This window comes from Bordetella genomosp. 11 (assembly GCF_002261215.1).
In the GTDB taxonomy this organism is placed as follows: domain Bacteria; phylum Pseudomonadota; class Gammaproteobacteria; order Burkholderiales; family Burkholderiaceae_B; genus Bordetella_C.
Window position 1 is genome coordinate 3,456,712 of the sequence record NZ_NEVS01000004.1, and the last position, 17,193, is coordinate 3,473,904.

The 17,193-nt window shown below is 63.2% G+C and carries 13 protein-coding genes and 1 tRNA gene; 4 read left to right on the forward strand and 10 right to left on the reverse strand.

What is annotated here, in order from left to right; translation table 11 throughout:
• Window positions 1-249 precede the first annotated feature (249 nt).
• The 3 genes from CAL28_RS23220 to CAL28_RS23230 are packed head-to-tail and all read right to left on the reverse strand — an operon-like array spanning window position 250 to window position 2,417.
• Window positions 250-498, reverse strand: a complete 249-nt coding sequence (locus tag CAL28_RS23220; protein ID WP_094843532.1) for a hypothetical protein — start codon at window positions 496-498, stop codon at window positions 250-252.
• 60 nt (window positions 499-558) lie between these two features.
• Window positions 559-1,671: a DUF7673 family protein gene (locus CAL28_RS30245; RefSeq protein WP_094843533.1), complete on the reverse strand. Its 1,113-nt coding sequence runs from the start codon at window positions 1,669-1,671 to the stop codon at window positions 559-561.
• Window positions 1,668-2,417 carry a ParA family protein gene (locus tag CAL28_RS23230; RefSeq protein ID WP_094843534.1) on the reverse strand — a complete coding sequence of 250 codons (750 nt, stop codon included), beginning with the start codon at window positions 2,415-2,417 and terminating at the stop codon, window positions 1,668-1,670. The genes CAL28_RS30245 and CAL28_RS23230 overlap by 4 nt, the downstream gene beginning before the upstream one ends.
• Before the next feature lie 434 nt (window positions 2,418-2,851).
• Between CAL28_RS23230 and CAL28_RS23240 the strand changes: the two genes are divergently transcribed.
• From CAL28_RS23240 to CAL28_RS23250, 3 genes are all read left to right on the forward strand, one after another.
• Window positions 2,852-3,277: a helix-turn-helix domain-containing protein gene (locus CAL28_RS23240; protein WP_094843536.1), complete on the forward strand. Its 426-nt coding sequence runs from the start codon at window positions 2,852-2,854 to the stop codon at window positions 3,275-3,277.
• Between the two features lie 1,050 nt (window positions 3,278-4,327).
• Window positions 4,328-5,593: a DUF1173 family protein gene (locus CAL28_RS23245; protein WP_094843537.1), complete on the forward strand. Its 1,266-nt coding sequence runs from the start codon at window positions 4,328-4,330 to the stop codon at window positions 5,591-5,593.
• 445 nt (window positions 5,594-6,038) lie between these two features.
• Complete coding sequence (locus CAL28_RS23250; RefSeq protein ID WP_094843538.1) at window positions 6,039-7,112, forward strand: tyrosine-type recombinase/integrase; 1,074 nt, start codon at window positions 6,039-6,041, stop codon at window positions 7,110-7,112.
• 23 nt (window positions 7,113-7,135) lie between these two features.
• Here CAL28_RS23250 and CAL28_RS23255 read toward each other — a convergent pair.
• From CAL28_RS23255 to mnmD, 6 genes are all read right to left on the reverse strand, one after another.
• Window positions 7,136-7,211 (reverse strand) — tRNA-Lys (locus tag CAL28_RS23255).
• A 56-nt stretch (window positions 7,212-7,267) separates the two neighbouring features.
• Window positions 7,268-8,068 (reverse strand): MetQ/NlpA family ABC transporter substrate-binding protein, encoded by an 801-nt coding sequence (locus tag CAL28_RS23260; RefSeq protein ID WP_094843539.1) that lies wholly within the window; start codon window positions 8,066-8,068, stop codon window positions 7,268-7,270.
• A gap of 26 nt (window positions 8,069-8,094) precedes the next feature.
• Window positions 8,095-8,751, reverse strand: a complete 657-nt coding sequence (locus CAL28_RS23265; RefSeq protein ID WP_094843540.1) for a methionine ABC transporter permease — start codon at window positions 8,749-8,751, stop codon at window positions 8,095-8,097.
• Window positions 8,705-9,796, reverse strand: coding sequence for a methionine ABC transporter ATP-binding protein (locus CAL28_RS23270; RefSeq protein ID WP_094843541.1), 1,092 nt, complete (start codon window positions 9,794-9,796; stop codon window positions 8,705-8,707). The genes CAL28_RS23265 and CAL28_RS23270 overlap by 47 nt, the downstream gene beginning before the upstream one ends.
• A 131-nt stretch (window positions 9,797-9,927) precedes the next feature.
• Complete coding sequence (locus tag CAL28_RS23275; RefSeq protein ID WP_094843542.1) at window positions 9,928-12,150, reverse strand: glycoside hydrolase family 31 protein; 2,223 nt, start codon at window positions 12,148-12,150, stop codon at window positions 9,928-9,930.
• 267 nt (window positions 12,151-12,417) lie between these two features.
• A complete protein-coding gene (mnmD, locus tag CAL28_RS23280) occupies window positions 12,418-14,289 on the reverse strand; it encodes a tRNA (5-methylaminomethyl-2-thiouridine)(34)-methyltransferase MnmD (protein WP_094843543.1) in 1,872 nt (623 codons plus the stop codon).
• A gap of 116 nt (window positions 14,290-14,405) precedes the next feature.
• On the opposite strand from mnmD, the gene CAL28_RS23285 reads away from it, so the two are divergent.
• The gene (locus CAL28_RS23285; RefSeq protein WP_094844801.1) at window positions 14,406-15,287 is read left to right on the forward strand and encodes an inositol monophosphatase family protein; all 882 of its coding nucleotides are present in this window, start codon (window positions 14,406-14,408) and stop codon (window positions 15,285-15,287) included.
• A 39-nt stretch (window positions 15,288-15,326) separates the two neighbouring features.
• Here the strand turns inward: CAL28_RS23285 and CAL28_RS23290 are convergent, their stop codons facing one another.
• Window positions 15,327-17,051, reverse strand: coding sequence for an AMP-binding protein (locus tag CAL28_RS23290; protein WP_094843544.1), 1,725 nt, complete (start codon window positions 17,049-17,051; stop codon window positions 15,327-15,329).
• Window positions 17,052-17,193: the final 142 nt, after the last annotated feature.

A 17,193-nucleotide genomic window follows, 5' to 3' on the forward strand; every position in this document is an offset into this window, starting at 1 on the left:
ACTAATATCGACGTCATCGTTTGCCGGCTCTGTTTTCCAGGTGCTATGTACGCGTGGGAATGGCATGGACCTGTGGGCATGTGGAAGAAACCCGTTGAGCCGGTGGCATATCCTGTGGTCAATCACGTGGTCAGGTATCGCCTGTCCACGTGATTGACCACCAGGGTTGTCCACGGGCCGAGCAGCGCGAGCCGGGTGGTCGCCGAAGCCTATCGTCCACATATCCATAGGACCTCGGGTTGCTCCCCTTCATTGATCCCAGCGATCGTGCCGACGCGGGATCCGCAGACAAGCGTTCAGACGCATCAGCGTGGTGCCCCGATGCAGAAAATGGCTGCGCCAGTATGCTGCCACTGCAACCCCTGTGAGAATCACTATTGCTGCTTTGAGCGCGACACCGATGCCGAACAGGTACGACACGGCAATCATGCACGTTGCCGCCAACCCGAGTGCAACGGCGAAGCGAACGAGGATGCGAAAGAGTAGATTTGCAAACATGGGATCGCCTGCGAAAAGGATCGAGTCGACGTTTAGCCGTTAAATTCCTGCCCGCCGCACCTAGTTATCGACGAGGTTCGGCCGCCTGCTGGTCACAAGCGACTTGAATGCGGCATGTACCGTGGGGGATAGCGCGTCTGGATACGCTCTCGTCTGACGGATGAGAAACAGCACGCGCATCATGTCGTCCGCGATTTCGTGGTCCACGCCCCACAGGTCCGTGAGATCAAAGCCACCGCAACTGGTCGCGTTCCACCACGCGAGAAGAAAATCCGCGACGCGTTTGCTTTGCCCCGTGTATTGCTCCGCAATCTTGATTAGCCGCCAGAGTGCATCGACGCCCTCCTGGCGCAGCGTTGGGTCCGCTTGCTCAAGACGGACCTGTGCATCCCTGTCGCGCCTGCGTTGCAGCTCCGCTTTCGCGGAAGCCATCACCTCCGGATCTGGTTTGCGCAAAGGCGCTGGCTTCGCCTCTTTCGCCTCTCTCCGGATATTCTTAACCGCAGTGCGCGTGGGCTTCGCATCAATGTTGGTCAACAACGCTTCCACCGCTGCAGGTGCGTCGCGGTGGGCGCTGGCGAGTTCGTAGGCCAATGTGACATCCTGGACCTTACCAGTCACCACGGCTTGGGCGACCGGGTCGGGCAGTGAGAGCATGCGAACGTGTTGACTCACCCAGGCCTTGGATTTTCCGAGCATTCCGGCGACATCCGCCTGCGTCATACCTTCGGAGAGCTTGCGCCCGATGAAGTCTGCGATCTCGCGCGCAGTTAGATTCTCGCGCTGTACGTTTTCGATGACCTGGTCGATGTCGTCAAAGTCCGGGTCTACAAATGCCGGGACCTGCATCAGTCCTGCGACCTCGGCGGCGCGGAAACGGCGATGCCCATGGTTGATAACAAAATGACCTGGCATGGTGGGATGCGGACGCAGCGAAATCGGCGACTTGATCCCCTTCTTCTTGATCGACGTGGCCAATTCGTGAATGCTCTCGGCGCTAAATCCGGGATTGTCGGCCGTACGGGAGTTCTCTTCATCCTCGTGGATCACAGCTAGGTCGAAATAAGTCGGTTCGCCGGCGGTGTGCATCGGAGCATCCAACATGGATGCCAGATCGCCAAGGCCTGCCAAATCAATGCCAGCGGCACCTTCGGGTTTAGCGGCTAAACTCATTTCGCTACCCCCATCTTGTCGAGGACATGCACGCCGAGAGCGCGCATTTCGGCACCGGCCGCGCGCGCTGAGGTTTTTCGGCTCTTCCAGACTGCCTCGCCCTTGGCCAACGCCTCTGCGACGCTCGTGCGCAGGCCGATGACTACCGGAGCGAGCAGTTTTTCGTTGGCATTTCGAATCGCAGCAAGATGGCGCACCTGCCTCGGATTGCGGCTATCTACCCGGCTCGGCACGATCCCAAGGAAGGAAAGCCTCGGGTTGTACTGCCGCGCATTGAGAATGACGCGCATCATCCCCTTGATGCCTTCGATGCTGTAGTCCTCCATCTCCACCGGGCTGATGACCGCATCGGCATTGCGGAGAGCCGTGATCGTCGCGATCCCGATGCTCGCGGGCGTGTCGATCACGCAGAGATCATAGCCCTGCGCTTCGAAGGCCCGGAGATTTACCGGGTAATTCATGAGTGCCTGGTCCAGCGGCAGATAGATGACGTTGGCAAGCAAGTGATCGGCCGCGATCAATCCGATTGGACCATCAGACGCTGCTGCCCGCGGCAGCGTATCGAGGAACAGCGAACTGGCAGGAATGGTCAGCCGGTACCTAGTGAGCGTCTTCGACAAGTTGCCAGTATCGAGATCGACGACCAGGACACGCAGGCCCGCATCTGCGGCGTGAAAGGCGATATGAGCAGCGGTAGCGGTCTTCCCCACTCCGCCTTTGTTCTGTGCAACGACAACGGTTTTCATTGGATGATCCTCTGGAGGTCGGAACTTCCTCGCCGCCTGGACCTGGTTGTATCGGTTTAGCGGCTAAACACATGCCAAGCTTCCTGAAAGACATTGCAGCTTCGGCATGTGAAATGGACGCGCCAATGAGTCAGCGAAAAGACGTTTTGTCGCCGACTTCATTCGCACGGGGTGCGTCTACGGATTCGAAGTATTCGTGGAGGGCCTGGACCGTCTGTACGCCGGGGTTCCGTACCTCGCCGTACCTGATCTTGCGCAGGTGGCTGATAGATACCCGGGTGGCATCCGCGACCGATTGGAGCTCTGTGTAGGGCACCGCACGAAGCCGTGCGAGCACGCAGTCAAAGAATGAAAGTTCGCTCATGCAAAGATTCTAACCCATATTTGGGTTATAGCAACCCACATTTATCCAACAGCGCGCGGCATAGTGCGGTATGGCAAAAAAGGCTAGTGAACTTGTCGCGGCTAACGTGGACCGGCTTATGCGAAAAGCCGGGCTCTCGAATGCCGCCCTGGAAAAGAAAAGTGGTGGCCGACTGAAGAGGTCCACCGTAGACCGCGTGCGCCGTGCGCAGGGAAGCGCTGGTGTCGACAGCATCGCCGAAATCGCGCGAGCCCTCGGTTTTGATCTGTGGCAGGTGTGCGTGCGCGACCTGGTCCCCGAACGCCCGCCGTCACTCCTGGAGCAGGCAACAGGCGATGCAACTGGGCTCTCCACAGCGGAGCGAGAACTCCTCGTCAAATTTCGATCTTTGAGCCCCCCATTCCAGCGCCTGGTGCTCAATGACCTCGAGCGATACCTTCAGGCGGAACTGCAGACCGAAGAGAAAAAGGGGGAGCACACCAAGCGCCACGCATAGGAGTGCGCCACAGGTGTGTAAAGCTGCGGGGAAAGCGAAGGTCTACTGCCTAGACATAAACAAGAACGGCACGCGCAGTCGAAATTTAAGACCGAATATTTCAAAAAATACCAATAATGTTGTTCCGTTCCCTACGCGACCCGGTCATAAGCCACGCCCGTAACAACCTATATTTGGGTTGACAATGTTTATTTACGGGTTATTATCTTCTTTAACACCCAAATTTGGGTTGGCTCTTTAACACGACGAAACACAACACGTCCCGCGTCCGCTGCGAAGCGCCGCGATTGGGAGATAGCCGCATGCCCCTGGATGAAAAAGAAGCGGCAAGAATCGTTCGTCCAAATGTTGATGGCCTGTGAAGCCGAGCGCCTTAGATGGCGCCAGACGGTCAGGCATGAGAAGAGGCGGGAGCCCAACTCATGTGGCTGACGGGGCGAACGACTTGTGTGAGGGCTAGCAGCCGGCTTGCGCATTGCGCGGGCCCGCTGCCTGAGCTCTCTTGATGACGGAGAAGAGGACTATTGCCGGGTATCCGACCTCTGATGCGTCATGCACACGCCCCTGACACAGCTGACATGGCGAGTAATGTCGGCGAACACCGAGTTGGGCCAACTGGCTCGCGCCGTGCAAGTCGGCAAGACGCCGCCCGCGTCGTGGTATCTCGCAGGCGGCATCCGAATCGGCGTTCACAACCAAGGCTCGTGTTTAGCTGCTAAACACACGCCGAGCGCTCCGATTCGGATGGTAGGTGTCCTAATCATCCCCAATTGCGGATCCCGCCAAGGCAACAAGCCTTTGGTTCCCGCGACTCGTTGGTAGACGAGAGATAAAGACGTTGCCTCCGCGCCTAGAAACACGGCTTGGCAAGCTGCGGGCAAGGCCAGATCACGGTCGGGTGCTTCCCGACGCCGGAGACGTAACCGGCCGCACGTATCGAGACTTCTCGAAACCGAGTAGACGCAGTTTAGCCGCTAAACCGACCTGCAAATTGGCGCGCCCGTGGCACATCATCAAGCTCGTGCCGCTCATCTACGCGGGAACACCCATATGGAAAAACCCACCGTGTACCCGGTCGAGGTGTGCCTCGCCGGACAAACACGTACATACACTACCGAGTTTCAGATGGATCCGCGGTACGCGGAAGCGTGGAAGCGCGTGCTCCTACTTTCCCACGGAAAGGCCGAGGTACGCTGCCTATGCCCCGGTTCCGGCGACAAGCGCCTCTCCATACACAGTCGTTCGAATTCCGATCGGTTCCACTTGGCCCGATTCCCTGAAACAGGCCCTGAACACAATGAGGATTGCGTCTATTACGGCGTGGATCCAGGAATGTCGGGGCTCGGATCATATCGCCGCGGTGTCGTTCAGGAACTTGACGACGGCAATACGAAGATCAAGCTCAAGGTTGGTCTCCAACAGAGGGCATCATCGGCACCGGAAGAGGCTGATTCTCCACTGGAGGACAACAAGCGCGCACCGTCTAGCCGGACACGATCCGGGCAAGCGAGCATGACGTTGCTGGGACTGCTGCACTACTTGTGGACGGCAGCTGGGCTCAATGTGTGGGCGCCCTCGATGCAAGACAAGCGAAACCTCGGCGTGCTGCACTACCACCTGCTGCGCGTTGCGAGCACTACGTATGCAGGTCGGGTGCGGTTGTCCAGTAATCTCGTCATCGCCACATCCGCGCCTGCTGGAACGCAGGCAGATTTGAACAAGGCCAAGGCGATCGAGGCGATGAACCAACGCCGTCGCCTTGTCGCAATTGCACCGCTGGCCCAGTACCAGACAGGCATGGAGAGCACAGCCCGACTACCGATCGCGGGCTTTCATGGCATTCCCCATCTTTCGCTTTCCGATGACAGCTGGAATGTGCTGAAGCGCCGCTTCGAGGGAGAACTTAACGGGTGGATGTCGGGCGACCAGGTCGTGGCAATTGCACAGACCGATGCGCCGCGGCCAGCAGCAGGTGTCATGCGAGCCCAGGTGGTGGACGCAGGCCTCATGCGCGTGACACAGCAATGGATTCCCATCGACTCGGGATACGAGGCGGCAGTCGCCAGCGCATTAGTCGCCGCCCAACGTCGTTTCGAAAAACCTCTGCGATTCGATGCTGGCGAGGACCAGGTCTTCCCCGACTTCTGGCTCAAGGACCGCGGGCGCGCATTGCCGATGGAGGTATGGGGCCTGACAGACCCGGAATATCTGGCCCGCAAGGAAAAGAAGACCTCGTACTACGACGAGACATATGGCGCCGGAAACTGGTGGCAGTGGGACGCCGCGTCGGGCGGGCCGATACCGCCATTCCCGTAGAAACTTCGGATGTCCGCGTTTGGCGTCGGAGACGTATTTCAGCACGCCCATTCGTGCGCACTTCCGACACGTACCCAGAACGCATAAGTGCAATTAATTTTATGGAGCGTACGAAATGAAGACGAATAGTGGACCTACCAAGACCGAGGGAAAGGCTACGTCAGTCTCCGGCCAGGATCGGCTGGTCCACGGAGAATTTGTGGCAGGGAATGATTCGGCGGTTCCCGAGGGAAGGCATGATGGAAGCTGAAATCGCCCTCACCCTCCAGGAGGCGGCCGAACGGCTGCACCTGTCGTACAGCACCGTCTTTGCCCGCCGGCGAGAGATCGCCTTCCGCCTGCCGGGCTCCCGCGTCTGGCGGGTGTGGCCATCCCGACTTGCCACCTTGACCGAAAAACGTTCCAATCTGACCCGGTTAAACCTGCGGGTCGGTGGAGATACGGAATGCCAATCCGCAAAGACCCCGATTCCGGCGTCTACCAGCTTGACCTCCGCACGCCAGGCGGCCAAAGAGTTAGACGCTCTACTGGCACGACCGACAAGAAAGCTGCGCAGGAATACCACGACCGACTGAAGGCCGAACTATGGCGCCAGGAGAAGTTGGGCGAAGAGCCCGACCACACCCTGGATGAGGCAGCCCTGGGCATGCTGAAGCTGTCGGAAGGTCAAAGCGACTATGACGCCAAGGTCAGACACATCACGTACTGGCGTGAGGCCCTGGGCGGGTCTACGCCGCTTCGCTCTTTAACCGCTGGCGACATCATGCAGAAGTTGCCGACGCATACCACGCACAAGCACCGCAAACCCACGCCCGTCAAAGCGGCGACCAAGAACCGCTACCTTTCGACGATCCAGCGCACCCTGCACTTGGCCGCCGAATGGGGATGGTTGACCAAGGCGCCGAAGTTGAGCAAGTTCGAGGAACCGGACAAGCGCGTACGCTGGGAGCCACCGGCGGTGATCGCACGCCTGATCGGCGCGATGACTCTGGAATGGATGCGAGACGTCAGTCTGGTGGCGGTAGCCACTGGCATGCGGGAGGACGAGCTTTTGTCGTTGCAGCCGCGGCACGTCGATTTGCCGCAGGCAAATGCCTGGGTGGTCGCCGAACAGGCCAAGTCCGGCTACGCCCGCTCGGTGCCGCTGAACGGCGACGCACTGAGTGTGCTGGAGCGACGCATCTCCAAGGCAAAGAAGTACGTTTTCGAACGGCCGTCACGCGACGGTGAGATCCGCAAGATTAGCCAGACCGATGCGCGCGTCCTGAAGCGAGCCTGCAAGGTGGTCGGAATAGAGGACTTCCACTTTCACGACCTGCGCCACACCTGGGCCTCCTGGCACGTCCAGCATGGCACCCCGTTGCTCGCGCTCAAGGAGCTGGGTGGCTGGGAGACGTTGGAGATGGTGCAGAAGTATGCCCACCTCGCGCCGTCGCATTTGGCCCACCATGCCCAGGCGGTCAACTTTTGGTCAATCTCGACCGAGGAAGAAAAAACGCAGCCGGCCAGGGCTGCGTAAATTCTTGATTCCATAAGGCAATTTGGTGGGTCGTGCGCGACTCGAACGCGCGACCAACGGATTAAAAGTCCGCTGCTCTACCGACTGAGCTAACGACCCAACCGAAGCCCGCGATTATGACCTATGCCCCCAGGCTTGTCAAAGCGAAGGGGGGCTTACCAGGCCGCGACCACGGCGCCATGGTACTTGGTTTGAATAAAGTCCTTGACCGCCTGCGAATGATACGCGGCCACCAGTTTGGCGAATTCGGGACGGTCCTTGTCCTTCTCGCGTACGGCGATCACGTTGGCGTAGGGCGAGTTCGGGGATTCCTGCGCGATGGCGTCGCGCTTCGGGTCCAGGCCCGCCTGCATGGCGAAGTTGGTGTTGATCGCCGAGGCGTCGGTATCGTCCAGGGAGCGCGGCAATTGCGCCGCGTCCAGCTCGATAAACCGCAGCTTGCGGGGATTTTCCGCGATATCCAGGGGCGTCGCTTTCAGTCCCACGCCGGCCTTCAACTTGATCAGGCCCTGGCCCTGCAGCAGGAGCAAGGCACGGCCGCCGTTGGTCGGATCGTTGGGAATACCGATACGGGCGCCCTCTTTCAACCCGTCCAGGCTTTTTACCTTCTTGCTGTAGATGCCGATCGGGAAGATCACGGTCTTGGCAATGCTGACGAGCTTGTAGCCGCGATCCGCATTGGCGTTGTCCAGGTAAGGCTGGTGCTGGTAGCTGTTGGCGTCCAGATCGCCGGCCGCAAGCGCCACGTTGGGCGTTACGTAATCGGCGAACTCGACGATGTTGATTTGCAGGCCTTCTTTGGCGGCCTGCGCTTTTACGACTTCCATGATCTCGGCGTGTGGGCCGCCTGTCACCCCGACCTTCAGCGGCTTGCCCTGCGCGAACGCGGCCGATGTGGCGGCCAGGCCAACCCCGAGGGCCAGCACGGCGAATACTTTGATAGCGTTGAACTTCATGATTGCGTAGCGTCCTTAGCTGCGAGTTAACGATGCGACATGCGCCGAACGGCCCAGTCGCCAAGGCTTTGCATGACTTGCACCAGCACGATCAGGACGACGACCACCGCCGTCATGACATCGGACTGGAAGCGCTGGTAGCCGTAGCGGATGGCGAGGTCACCCAGTCCACCCCCGCCGATGACACCGGCCATCGCCGAATAGCCGATCAGGCTGACGATGGTGACCATGACGCCCGCAACCAGGCCCGGCAGCGCCTCCGGCAGCAGCACCTTGGCGATGATCTGCGCGGGGGATGCGCCCATCGCGCGCGCCGCGGTGATGAGGCCGGGATCGACTTCGCGCAAGGCGTTTTCGGCGATACGCGCCATGAACGGGATGGCGGCGACGGATAGGGGAACGATAGCCGCCGTGGTGCCTATGGAAGTCTGCGCCACCAGGCGCGTGAATGGGATGATGTAAACCATCAGAATGATGAAGGGCAGCGACCGCGTGGCATTGACGATAGCCGCGAGCACGCGGTTCACACCCGGGCGCTGCAGCATCCCGCCGCGGCTGGTCACGACAAGCACCACGCCTATCGGTATGCCCACCAGCACCGCGATGAAGCCGGACACGCCGACCATCAAAAGCGTTTCAAGCAGCGAAGTGGTGAGAGCGTCGATCAGTTGTTGCGGGCTCATGGGCTAGCTCTTGCACGGCGACGGCACGCGTCGCCAGGTCGGATGAAGCCTGCTCCAGGGATTGCGGCGCGCCTTGGACCAGGACAAACGCCGTACCCACGGCGACACCCTGCACGTCCTCGATGCGCGCCTGGATCAGGCTGACATCCAATGAAAAATGACGGGATAGATGGGAGATGAGATCGCCCGTACCCTGGCTCCCGCCCAGGGACAGGCGCAATAGGCGCACGGCGGTATCGGGCCGCGCCGCGACCGCGTCGCGCATGCGCGCCTGCAGGGCCTTCAGCGTGGCGTCGGTCAGGTCGCTGGAGGTCGCCGCGGACACCATGGACCGGGTGACCTCATGGCGCGGCGTGGCGAAGATTTCCGCCGCGCTGCCCATTTCGACGACCTGGCCTTCCGACAGCACGGCAACGCGGTCGCAGACCTCGCGCACCACTTCCATCTGGTGGGTGATCATCACCACCGTGATGCCGGTCTGCCGGTTGATATCGCGCAGCAGTGCCAGGATATTGTGAGTCGTCTCGGGGTCGAGCGCGGAGGTAGCCTCATCGCTGAGAAGCACATCCGGTTCATTCGCCAGGGCGCGCGCGATACCCACGCGCTGTTTCTGGCCGCCGCTGATTTGCGCCGGATAGCGGTTGCGCAGGTGCTCCAGCCCGACCAGCTTCAACAGGCGCTCGACGCGGGCAGGGATATCGTCGCGCGGCACGCCGGCGATTTCCAGCGGCAGCGCGACATTGCCGTACACCGTGCGACGCGACAGCAGGTTGAAGCCCTGGAAGACCATGCCGATGCGCCGCCGCTGCTGCCTCAGCTGTTCTTCCGGCAGTCCGGTCAGGCACTGGTCGCCGATGGCGATGGTGCCCGCGTCGGGCCGCTCCAGCAGGTTGATGCACTGGACGAGCGTGCTTTTCCCGGCCCCGCTGGGCCCGATGATGCCGAACACTTCACCTTGCGCGATATGCAGGGTGATGTCGCGCAGGGCTTCGAAGCGACCATGCGGTGTCGCATAGGTCTTGTGGAGGTTCTTGATGTGAATCATGGCGCGACGACATTGTGAACGAGCGCGTTACGAAGCAGAACGACTGTTTCGTGCCGGCTTTATAACTTTTGATTATAAATCGCGCGCAGGCCCGCCCCGCCGGGTGTGGCAGGGCGGACCGCCGGATCGGATCAACGGGCGCGTGAGATACGGACTTCGGCGCCGCGGCGCTTGACCTCCAACCCTTCGGACGGAAGGATGCGCAGGCCTTCCAGACCCTTGATGTAGCTGGACCCCTGCATTTGCATGACGCGGATCTTGTTGCGCATGACGACAGGATTGTGCATCGGCATGCCGAACATCCAGACTTCATCGAGGATGCGGGCGGAATTGAATTCGCCCGTGTGATGCGCCGCCGGCCCCAGGCACAGCATGTGGCCTTCGCGGCCGAAGACGGGATACTGGCCCATGTCGCAGTTGACGGTCCAGACCGAACCGCCTTCGTAACGATGGCCGGTGTTCAGGTCCCACCACGCTTCGCCCTTGGGCAGGTAAACGCGCACCTCGTTGCCCGGCTTGACGATGGGGGCAACGAGCAAGGCCGGCCCCAGCAGATACTGGAGGTCCCAGGCATGGGCTTCCGCGTCATTGGGAAAAGCCATGGCCATCGAACGCTGCACCGGCAGGCCGGTGCGCACCGCGTCTTCCACGGCACCCAGCACGTAGGGAATCAGGCGATAGCGCCACTGCAGCCAGGTCCTGGCATGGGCCAGCGTTTCCTCGCCGAAGGCCCACGGCATGAGCTTTTCCACCCCTTCGAAGAAGAAGTTGGACGAGAACACGCCGAAGGTCAGCCAGCGCAGGTATAGCTCCGGCGTCATCGCGTCCGCGGGCGCCGCGGCATTGCCGATGGAATGGACCTGCACGGGCAGGCCGCTGGCGCCGATGGACAGGGCCGTACGCAGCGTGTGTTCCAGGCCATCCCAGTCGTTGCTGACGCGCGGACCGTTCTGCCACGGCAAACGCTGGGCGGCCGGGAAGAGATCGGTGCTGGGCACCACCCCTTCCGGCGGCACCTTGTGGCCCGCCACGGCGTCGAACAACGCGCGCCGCGCCAGCAAGGGATAGATCGTACGCAGGGCGGGACCCGATTCGCCGCCGCGGGCGGTGATACCGTCCGGGATGGCCAGCTGGATATCGCAGGCGGGCGCATCCAGCCCGTCTTCGATCAACTGGCGCTGGCGTTCGGCCCAAAACGCATAGACGTCGCGGTTGGTCAGGTCCAGCAGCCCGAACGGCTGCCCGCCGGACACGCTATTGCCATCGAAGACCTGGGCATTGCCGTCGTCGCGCGCAAGCAGCCAGCCGCGGTCTTCCAGTTCCTCGAACAAGGGGGTATGGCGCAGGACGCCCGGGAAACCGGGCGCGCATACATGCACGTGGTGCTTGTGGAACAAGGCGAACAACTGGCGCGCATCCGGAAAACGGGTGGCGTCCCATTCCACCTGGGCCTTGTCGGCCTGGAATGTCCAGGCGGCCGGTGGCGCAAGCTGCACGGCATCCAGCGGCAGTTCATGGGCGCGCAGGCGCTCGACCAGCGAGGTGGTCTGCGTCGCCATTTCGCCTTCGGCCTGGCGCAGCCAGACGCCCATGGCCCACAGGACGGGCTGGCCGGCCCGGCCCGTCAGGGCGGTGTACTGGTTCAGGATTTCGGCGGGCTCGCCGACGAAGAGGAACACGTCCAGCACGGCGTCGTCCACCGTGACAACGTAGGCGTTGTCGGCCGGTGCCGCGCCCAGCGCATGCTGCACGCGCCGCACGGTATTGACGTAGACGCCCCAGCCGGTGGGACTCCACGCCAGCGGCAGCGCGCGATGTTCGGGATCGTCGGAAACGACGTTTTCGTCCCGGCGATTCAGGTCCCCCGGGGTTTCGCCCAGGCCGTAAATCCGATCCGCGGCGTCCAGCGCGAAGCTGACTGTCCAGACGGCTTCACCGGGCTCGTCCAGCGCGTTGTGGCCAAAACCGGGCGCCTGCTCGGAGTCGTCCGAGATGAAAACCTGGTTGTCGCCCTTGAACAGGGCGATACGCACCGGATCGGTCAAGACCTCCAGCGCGGTTTCGCCCTGGACGATGCGCCAGCCTCCGCCATCGCGAGGCACGACGGTGGCTTCGCCGACGGCCTCCTGGCGGGCCAGCAGCATTTCCGCGATCGCCTTTTCCCGCGTGCTGGGTTTTTCGTCGCCCAGCGCATGAGGATGACCACAGCGGACCCGGAACACCCCCGGTGCGTGGGCTTCGACCACAAAACGCAAACCGTCGCCCGTATCGAAGTCGATTCGGCTAGGGCGGGCAGTTAACAACTCGATGCTTTCGAGTTGATTTGTATGCGCAAAATCGAAGTTGGGCGGCACCGAGCATCCCCCGCTTAGCCAAAAAGCACCAAAAGGCGCTATTTTGACGGATTTGGCGCCTGAAATAAACTCGGCATTGGAATTGCGTCATGCGGTGCCGCAGCTTGACAGCCCGGCCAGACAATGGCTGGCGCCGAAGCGGCCGCTCACCTGACCGGTCGCCACCCCCGCGCGCCAGGCCCGCCGCGCGTCATCAGCCCCCCAAAAACCGTCAATTCTCGGTAATTCCCGGCTTCGGCACCCGCCAGCATTTTCCGCGGCTAGCGCTCAGCGCGGCGCGATGGCGGCCAGAAGTTCGGATTCCAGTACGGCGGGCTCGGCGCACAATCGCCCCGCGATGATGTCGCCCGCCAACGCGGCCCAGCTCAAACCGCGCGAGGCATACCCCGTGGCGAGATAAAGTCCATCGGCATGGGAGACCGGCCCGATCGCCGGCAGCCGGCCCGGCAGGACGGCGCGCCATCCTGCCCAGCCCGGCAGGGAGCCGGCCGCGGCGGCATAAGGCGCCAGTACGCCCGCCTCCGCCAGCAGCCCGGCGGCCTTGCCGATATTGACGGCCTGACCCGCCGCCGTGACGCGGCTTTCCGTGGCGCCATGGGCATAGGTGCTACCGGCTACGCACCATCCCTGCACGGCAGGCAGCAGATAGCCCTCTCCGCCGACGATGCAGCGCGGGCCGCCGCCAAGGCCATGGTCCGGCAGCATGGTGACTTCGCCCGCCAGGGCATGCATCTGGGCGACGCGCGGCAACGGGGCGAGCAGGCCGCTGGCGTGCAGGACATTGCGCGCGTCCAGCGCGTTGGCCAGTACGACGACCGGCGCCTGGCCGGCTTCGGCGTCGGAGTCCGCATACAGACGCCATGTGCCGGATCGATGATCGAGGCGCCGGATGTTCGCGCGCACGTGCCGGATGCCAGGTGCCGCCGCCAGCGCCTGGATCAATGGATGCGGCCGCACGAGCATGCCCGCCGCGAAGTGAAGCCCGCCGCGCGATAGGGGCAGCCCGGCCAGCTCGGCGGCCTCGGCCGCATCGACGCGGCGTACCCAGGTTTCCGGAAAGCCCAGCGCCTGCAGCACGGACGCGGCATCCGCGGCGCGTCCGGCATCGCGCGATAGCTGCAGCGTGCCGCACTGCCATGGCCGGGCATCCTCCGGCAAGATGCGCCAACGGGCCAAAGCGCGCAGGCTGCCGGCCCGTGAGAGGCGAGCCCGCGCGTTGTCGTCGCGCGCGACCAGCGGGGTCAGCGCGGCGGCGACATGACCGCGATGCGACGATGCCGTGCCCTGCGCATCGAATACGGTCACGTCAACACCACGCAGATGAAGCGCCTGGGCGATCGCGGCCCCCGCGAGGCCGCCACCGACCACGGCGACGCCGGCCGGCGTCGCATCGGCGGCCGGCCGGACACCCGCATGGGTAGCCACCGTCATATGTGTCTTACCCGCGAAGCCCGGACGTTTTTTCACGGCAAAGCCGGCGTCCTGCAGCGCCCGCCGGACTGCACCCGCGCTGCACCAGGTCGCCGCCGTGGCGCCCGGCGCGGCGTGGGCGGCAAGCGCGCGCATCAATTCCGGTGTCCACATCCGCGGGTTTCGGGCGGGCGCGAAGCCATCCAAGAAAAATGCGTCGGCGGCGAACTCGAGCGCCGCGGCCATGATGCCCGCATCGCCAAATCCCAATGTCAGCGTCACCGCGCCGTTTTCGAATTCAAGCCGGTGGACGCCCGGCAACAGGGGCGGCCATTGCGCGATAAGTTCCTCCGCCAGGTCCGGCACGGCTCCGTCCACGGCATATCGACGCAACAGGGCCGCCAGATCGTCGGCGCGCAAGGGATGCGCCTCGAAGGACACCATGTGCAGACGGGCCGGGCGACGGGGATCGTCCCGCCAGGCACGCCACAGCGAGAGAAAATTCAAACCCAGGCCGAATCCGGTCTCGCAGACGGTGAACCCGGCGCGCCCCTGCCAGCGCTGCGGCAGAGCATTGCCTTGAAGGAATACATGGCGCGCCTGCGCCCACCCGCCGTCGGCCGCGTGATAAACGTCGCCGAACTCGCGGCTACGGGGGACTCCGTTCGCATCGAGGAAGGGTTCGGCCGGATTCAACGGCTGATAAGCAACAGTAGAAGGCTCGAACATGGACTATGCATCGTGAAGATTCAATGCGCGGCGTAGAATCGGGCTATGGGGCAACGATCCCGCTGCCCGCCGCAACGCGCCGCGGCCAAACCCTGATTATCTATCGCCAGACAAGCATGCAACCCTCCGCGCAAGCCCACTCTCCCACCGCGCAGCTGGACCTGTGCGCGGCCCTGGACGCCGCGGTGAAAGCCGCGCACGCCGGCGCCGCCATTTTGCAATCGTACGCGCATCACCGCGCCGATCTGGTGATCGACCGCAAGGCTCGCAACGACCTGGTGTCCCAGGCCGACCGCGAAGCGGAAGCCGCCGTCATCCAGGAATTGCGCGAGCGCACACCGAAATACGGCATCGTCGCGGAGGAAACCGGCGGCAAGGTGGATGGCGTGGCGACCTGGTACATCGATCCGCTGGATGGCACCACGAATTTCCTGCATGGCATCCCGCACTATGCGGTCTCGATCGCGCTGATCGCGCACGCGGGAACCCGCGTGGACGCGGGCGCGCCGCTGTCGGTCGATACGCCGGTCGTGGGGGTGGTCTACGATCCTTGCCGGGAAGAACTGTTCAACGCCATTTACGGCGTGGGCGCATGGCTGAACGGCCATCGGATCGCCTGCTCGCGCACGCAGACGCTGGACGACGCGGTACTCGCCACCGGCTTCCCTTTCCGGGACTTTTCGTTCGCGCAGCAATACATGCCCACGCTGCACGATGCCATCAACACGACGCGCGGCGTGCGCCGGCTGGGCGCCGCAGCGCTGGACCTGGCCTGGACCGCGGCGGGCCGCTACGACGGCTATTGGGAAATGGGGCTGGCGCCCTGGGATGTCGCGGCGGGAACACTGATCGTGCGCGAGGCCGGCGGCGTGGCGGAAGACATGTACGGCGTGGACAGCTGGCCCATCGGCGGCTATGTGGTGTCCGGAAACCCCTCGGTTGCCGCGGCGCTGAAGGCCATGATCGCGCCGCACTTGACCAAGAAACCGGCGGCCTGAAACAAACCGGCGACCGCTACCGCTCGCAATAGGAATCCGCTAGGGCGCGACGGTCGGACGCACGGCCGACGACTGGGCAGGCGCGGCGGCAGGCCGCCCGGCATCGCCGCGCAGCTCGCGCCGCAGGATCTTGCCGACGTTGCTCTTGGGCAGCTCGGCCCGGAACTCCACTTCACGCGGGCATTTGTACCCCGTCAGCCTTTCCCGGCACCATGCGTTGATCTCCGCCTGCGAGAGGGCAGCGCTGCGCGGCACGATGAAGACCTTGACCACTTCGCCGGAGCGCTCGTCCTCCACGCCGATGGCGGCAACCTCCAGGACATCGGGATGGGCGACAACGACGTCTTCGACCTCGTTGGGGTACACCTTGAAGCCCGACACGGTGATCATGTCTTTCTTGCGGTCGACGATGCGGATGTACCCGCGTGCGTCGATGGTGCCTATATCGCCGCTTCGGAAATAGCCATCCGCGGTCATGACCTCGCGGGTTTCCTCCGGCCGTTGCCAATACCCGCGCATGACCTGCGGCCCCTTGATGCAGACTTCCCCGCGTTCGCCCTCGGGCACCGGCCGGCCTTCATCGTCCAGGATCGCCACATCCGTGGAAGGCACGGGCAGGCCGATGGAGCCGGAAAAGTCCAGCGTATCGGTGGGATTGACGGCTGCCACCGGTGCTGTTTCCGACAGGCCGTAGCCCTCGATGATGGGCCGGCCCGTCATGACGCGCCAGCGCTCGGCCACGGTACTCTGCACCGCCATGCCGCCGCCGAATGTCAGGCGCAAGGCGGAAAAATCCAGCGCCGCGAAGTCAGGATTGTTGGCCAGGGCGTTGAACAGCGTATTGACGCCCGGGAAGATATTCACCGGCACATCGCGCCATGCCTTTATCAGGGCAGGCTGGTCGCGCGGATTCAGGATAAGCAGGTTGCGCATGCCGGCGTGCATACCGTACAGGCCGCAGACAGTCATCGCGAAGACGTGATAGAGCGGCAAGGCGCTGATGATCGTCAGTTGGCCGGCCACGTCGTGCAATGCCGGCCAGGCGACCGCTTCGGTCTGCAAAACGTTGATCGCCAGGTTGCGATGAGTCAGCATCGCGCCCTTGGGCGTACCGGTCGTACCGCCCGTGTACTGCAGCACGGCCAGGTCGTCCATCGACAGGACCGGCGCCTCGAATCCATGCCGGCGGCCGATGGACAGGACCCGCGTCAAGGGCAGCGCGCCGTCGATGCGCCATGCCGGCACGGCCTTTTTTACGTGCCTGGCCACCAGGTTCACGACGGTTTCCTTGACCCCGCCCAGCAGGTCGCCCACCGCCGTGACGACGACGTGGCGCAGGTCTCCCCGGTCCTGCACGTCCTGCAGGGTGTGCGCGAAGTTCTCCAGGACGACGATGACCTGGGCGCCGCTGTCCAAAAGCTGCCGCTGCAGCTCCACCGGTTTGTACAAGGGGTTGACGTTGACCAATACATGGCCAGCGCGCAATGTTCCCAGCATGCAGGCCAGATAAGCGGGAACGTTGGGCAGCATCAGGGCAACCCGGCTGCCGCGTTCCAGGTCCAGCGACTGCAGCCATCCGGCGAAGCACTCCGCATGGCGGTCCAGCGCCTCGTAGAGAATATCCGTCCCCATCGCCGTACAGGCGACCCGGCTGGCGTAACGCTCGCATGCCCGGTCCAGCAAATCCACCAGAGACACGTAGCCGTCGGCGGAAACCTCGGCGGGAACACCCGCGGGATATTCGGCCAGCCATGGACGCTGCATGGTAGATGTCTCCAATTTAATAAGGCCGGGTTTGATGATACGCTCGATCGTCCAGCCGCCCCGCCGTCCGTTGCGGCGTGCCGGGCGTCTCCGGCCTGATGGCCTGGTCTATTTTTGCCGCGCCCGCCCGGGCGTGCAACCC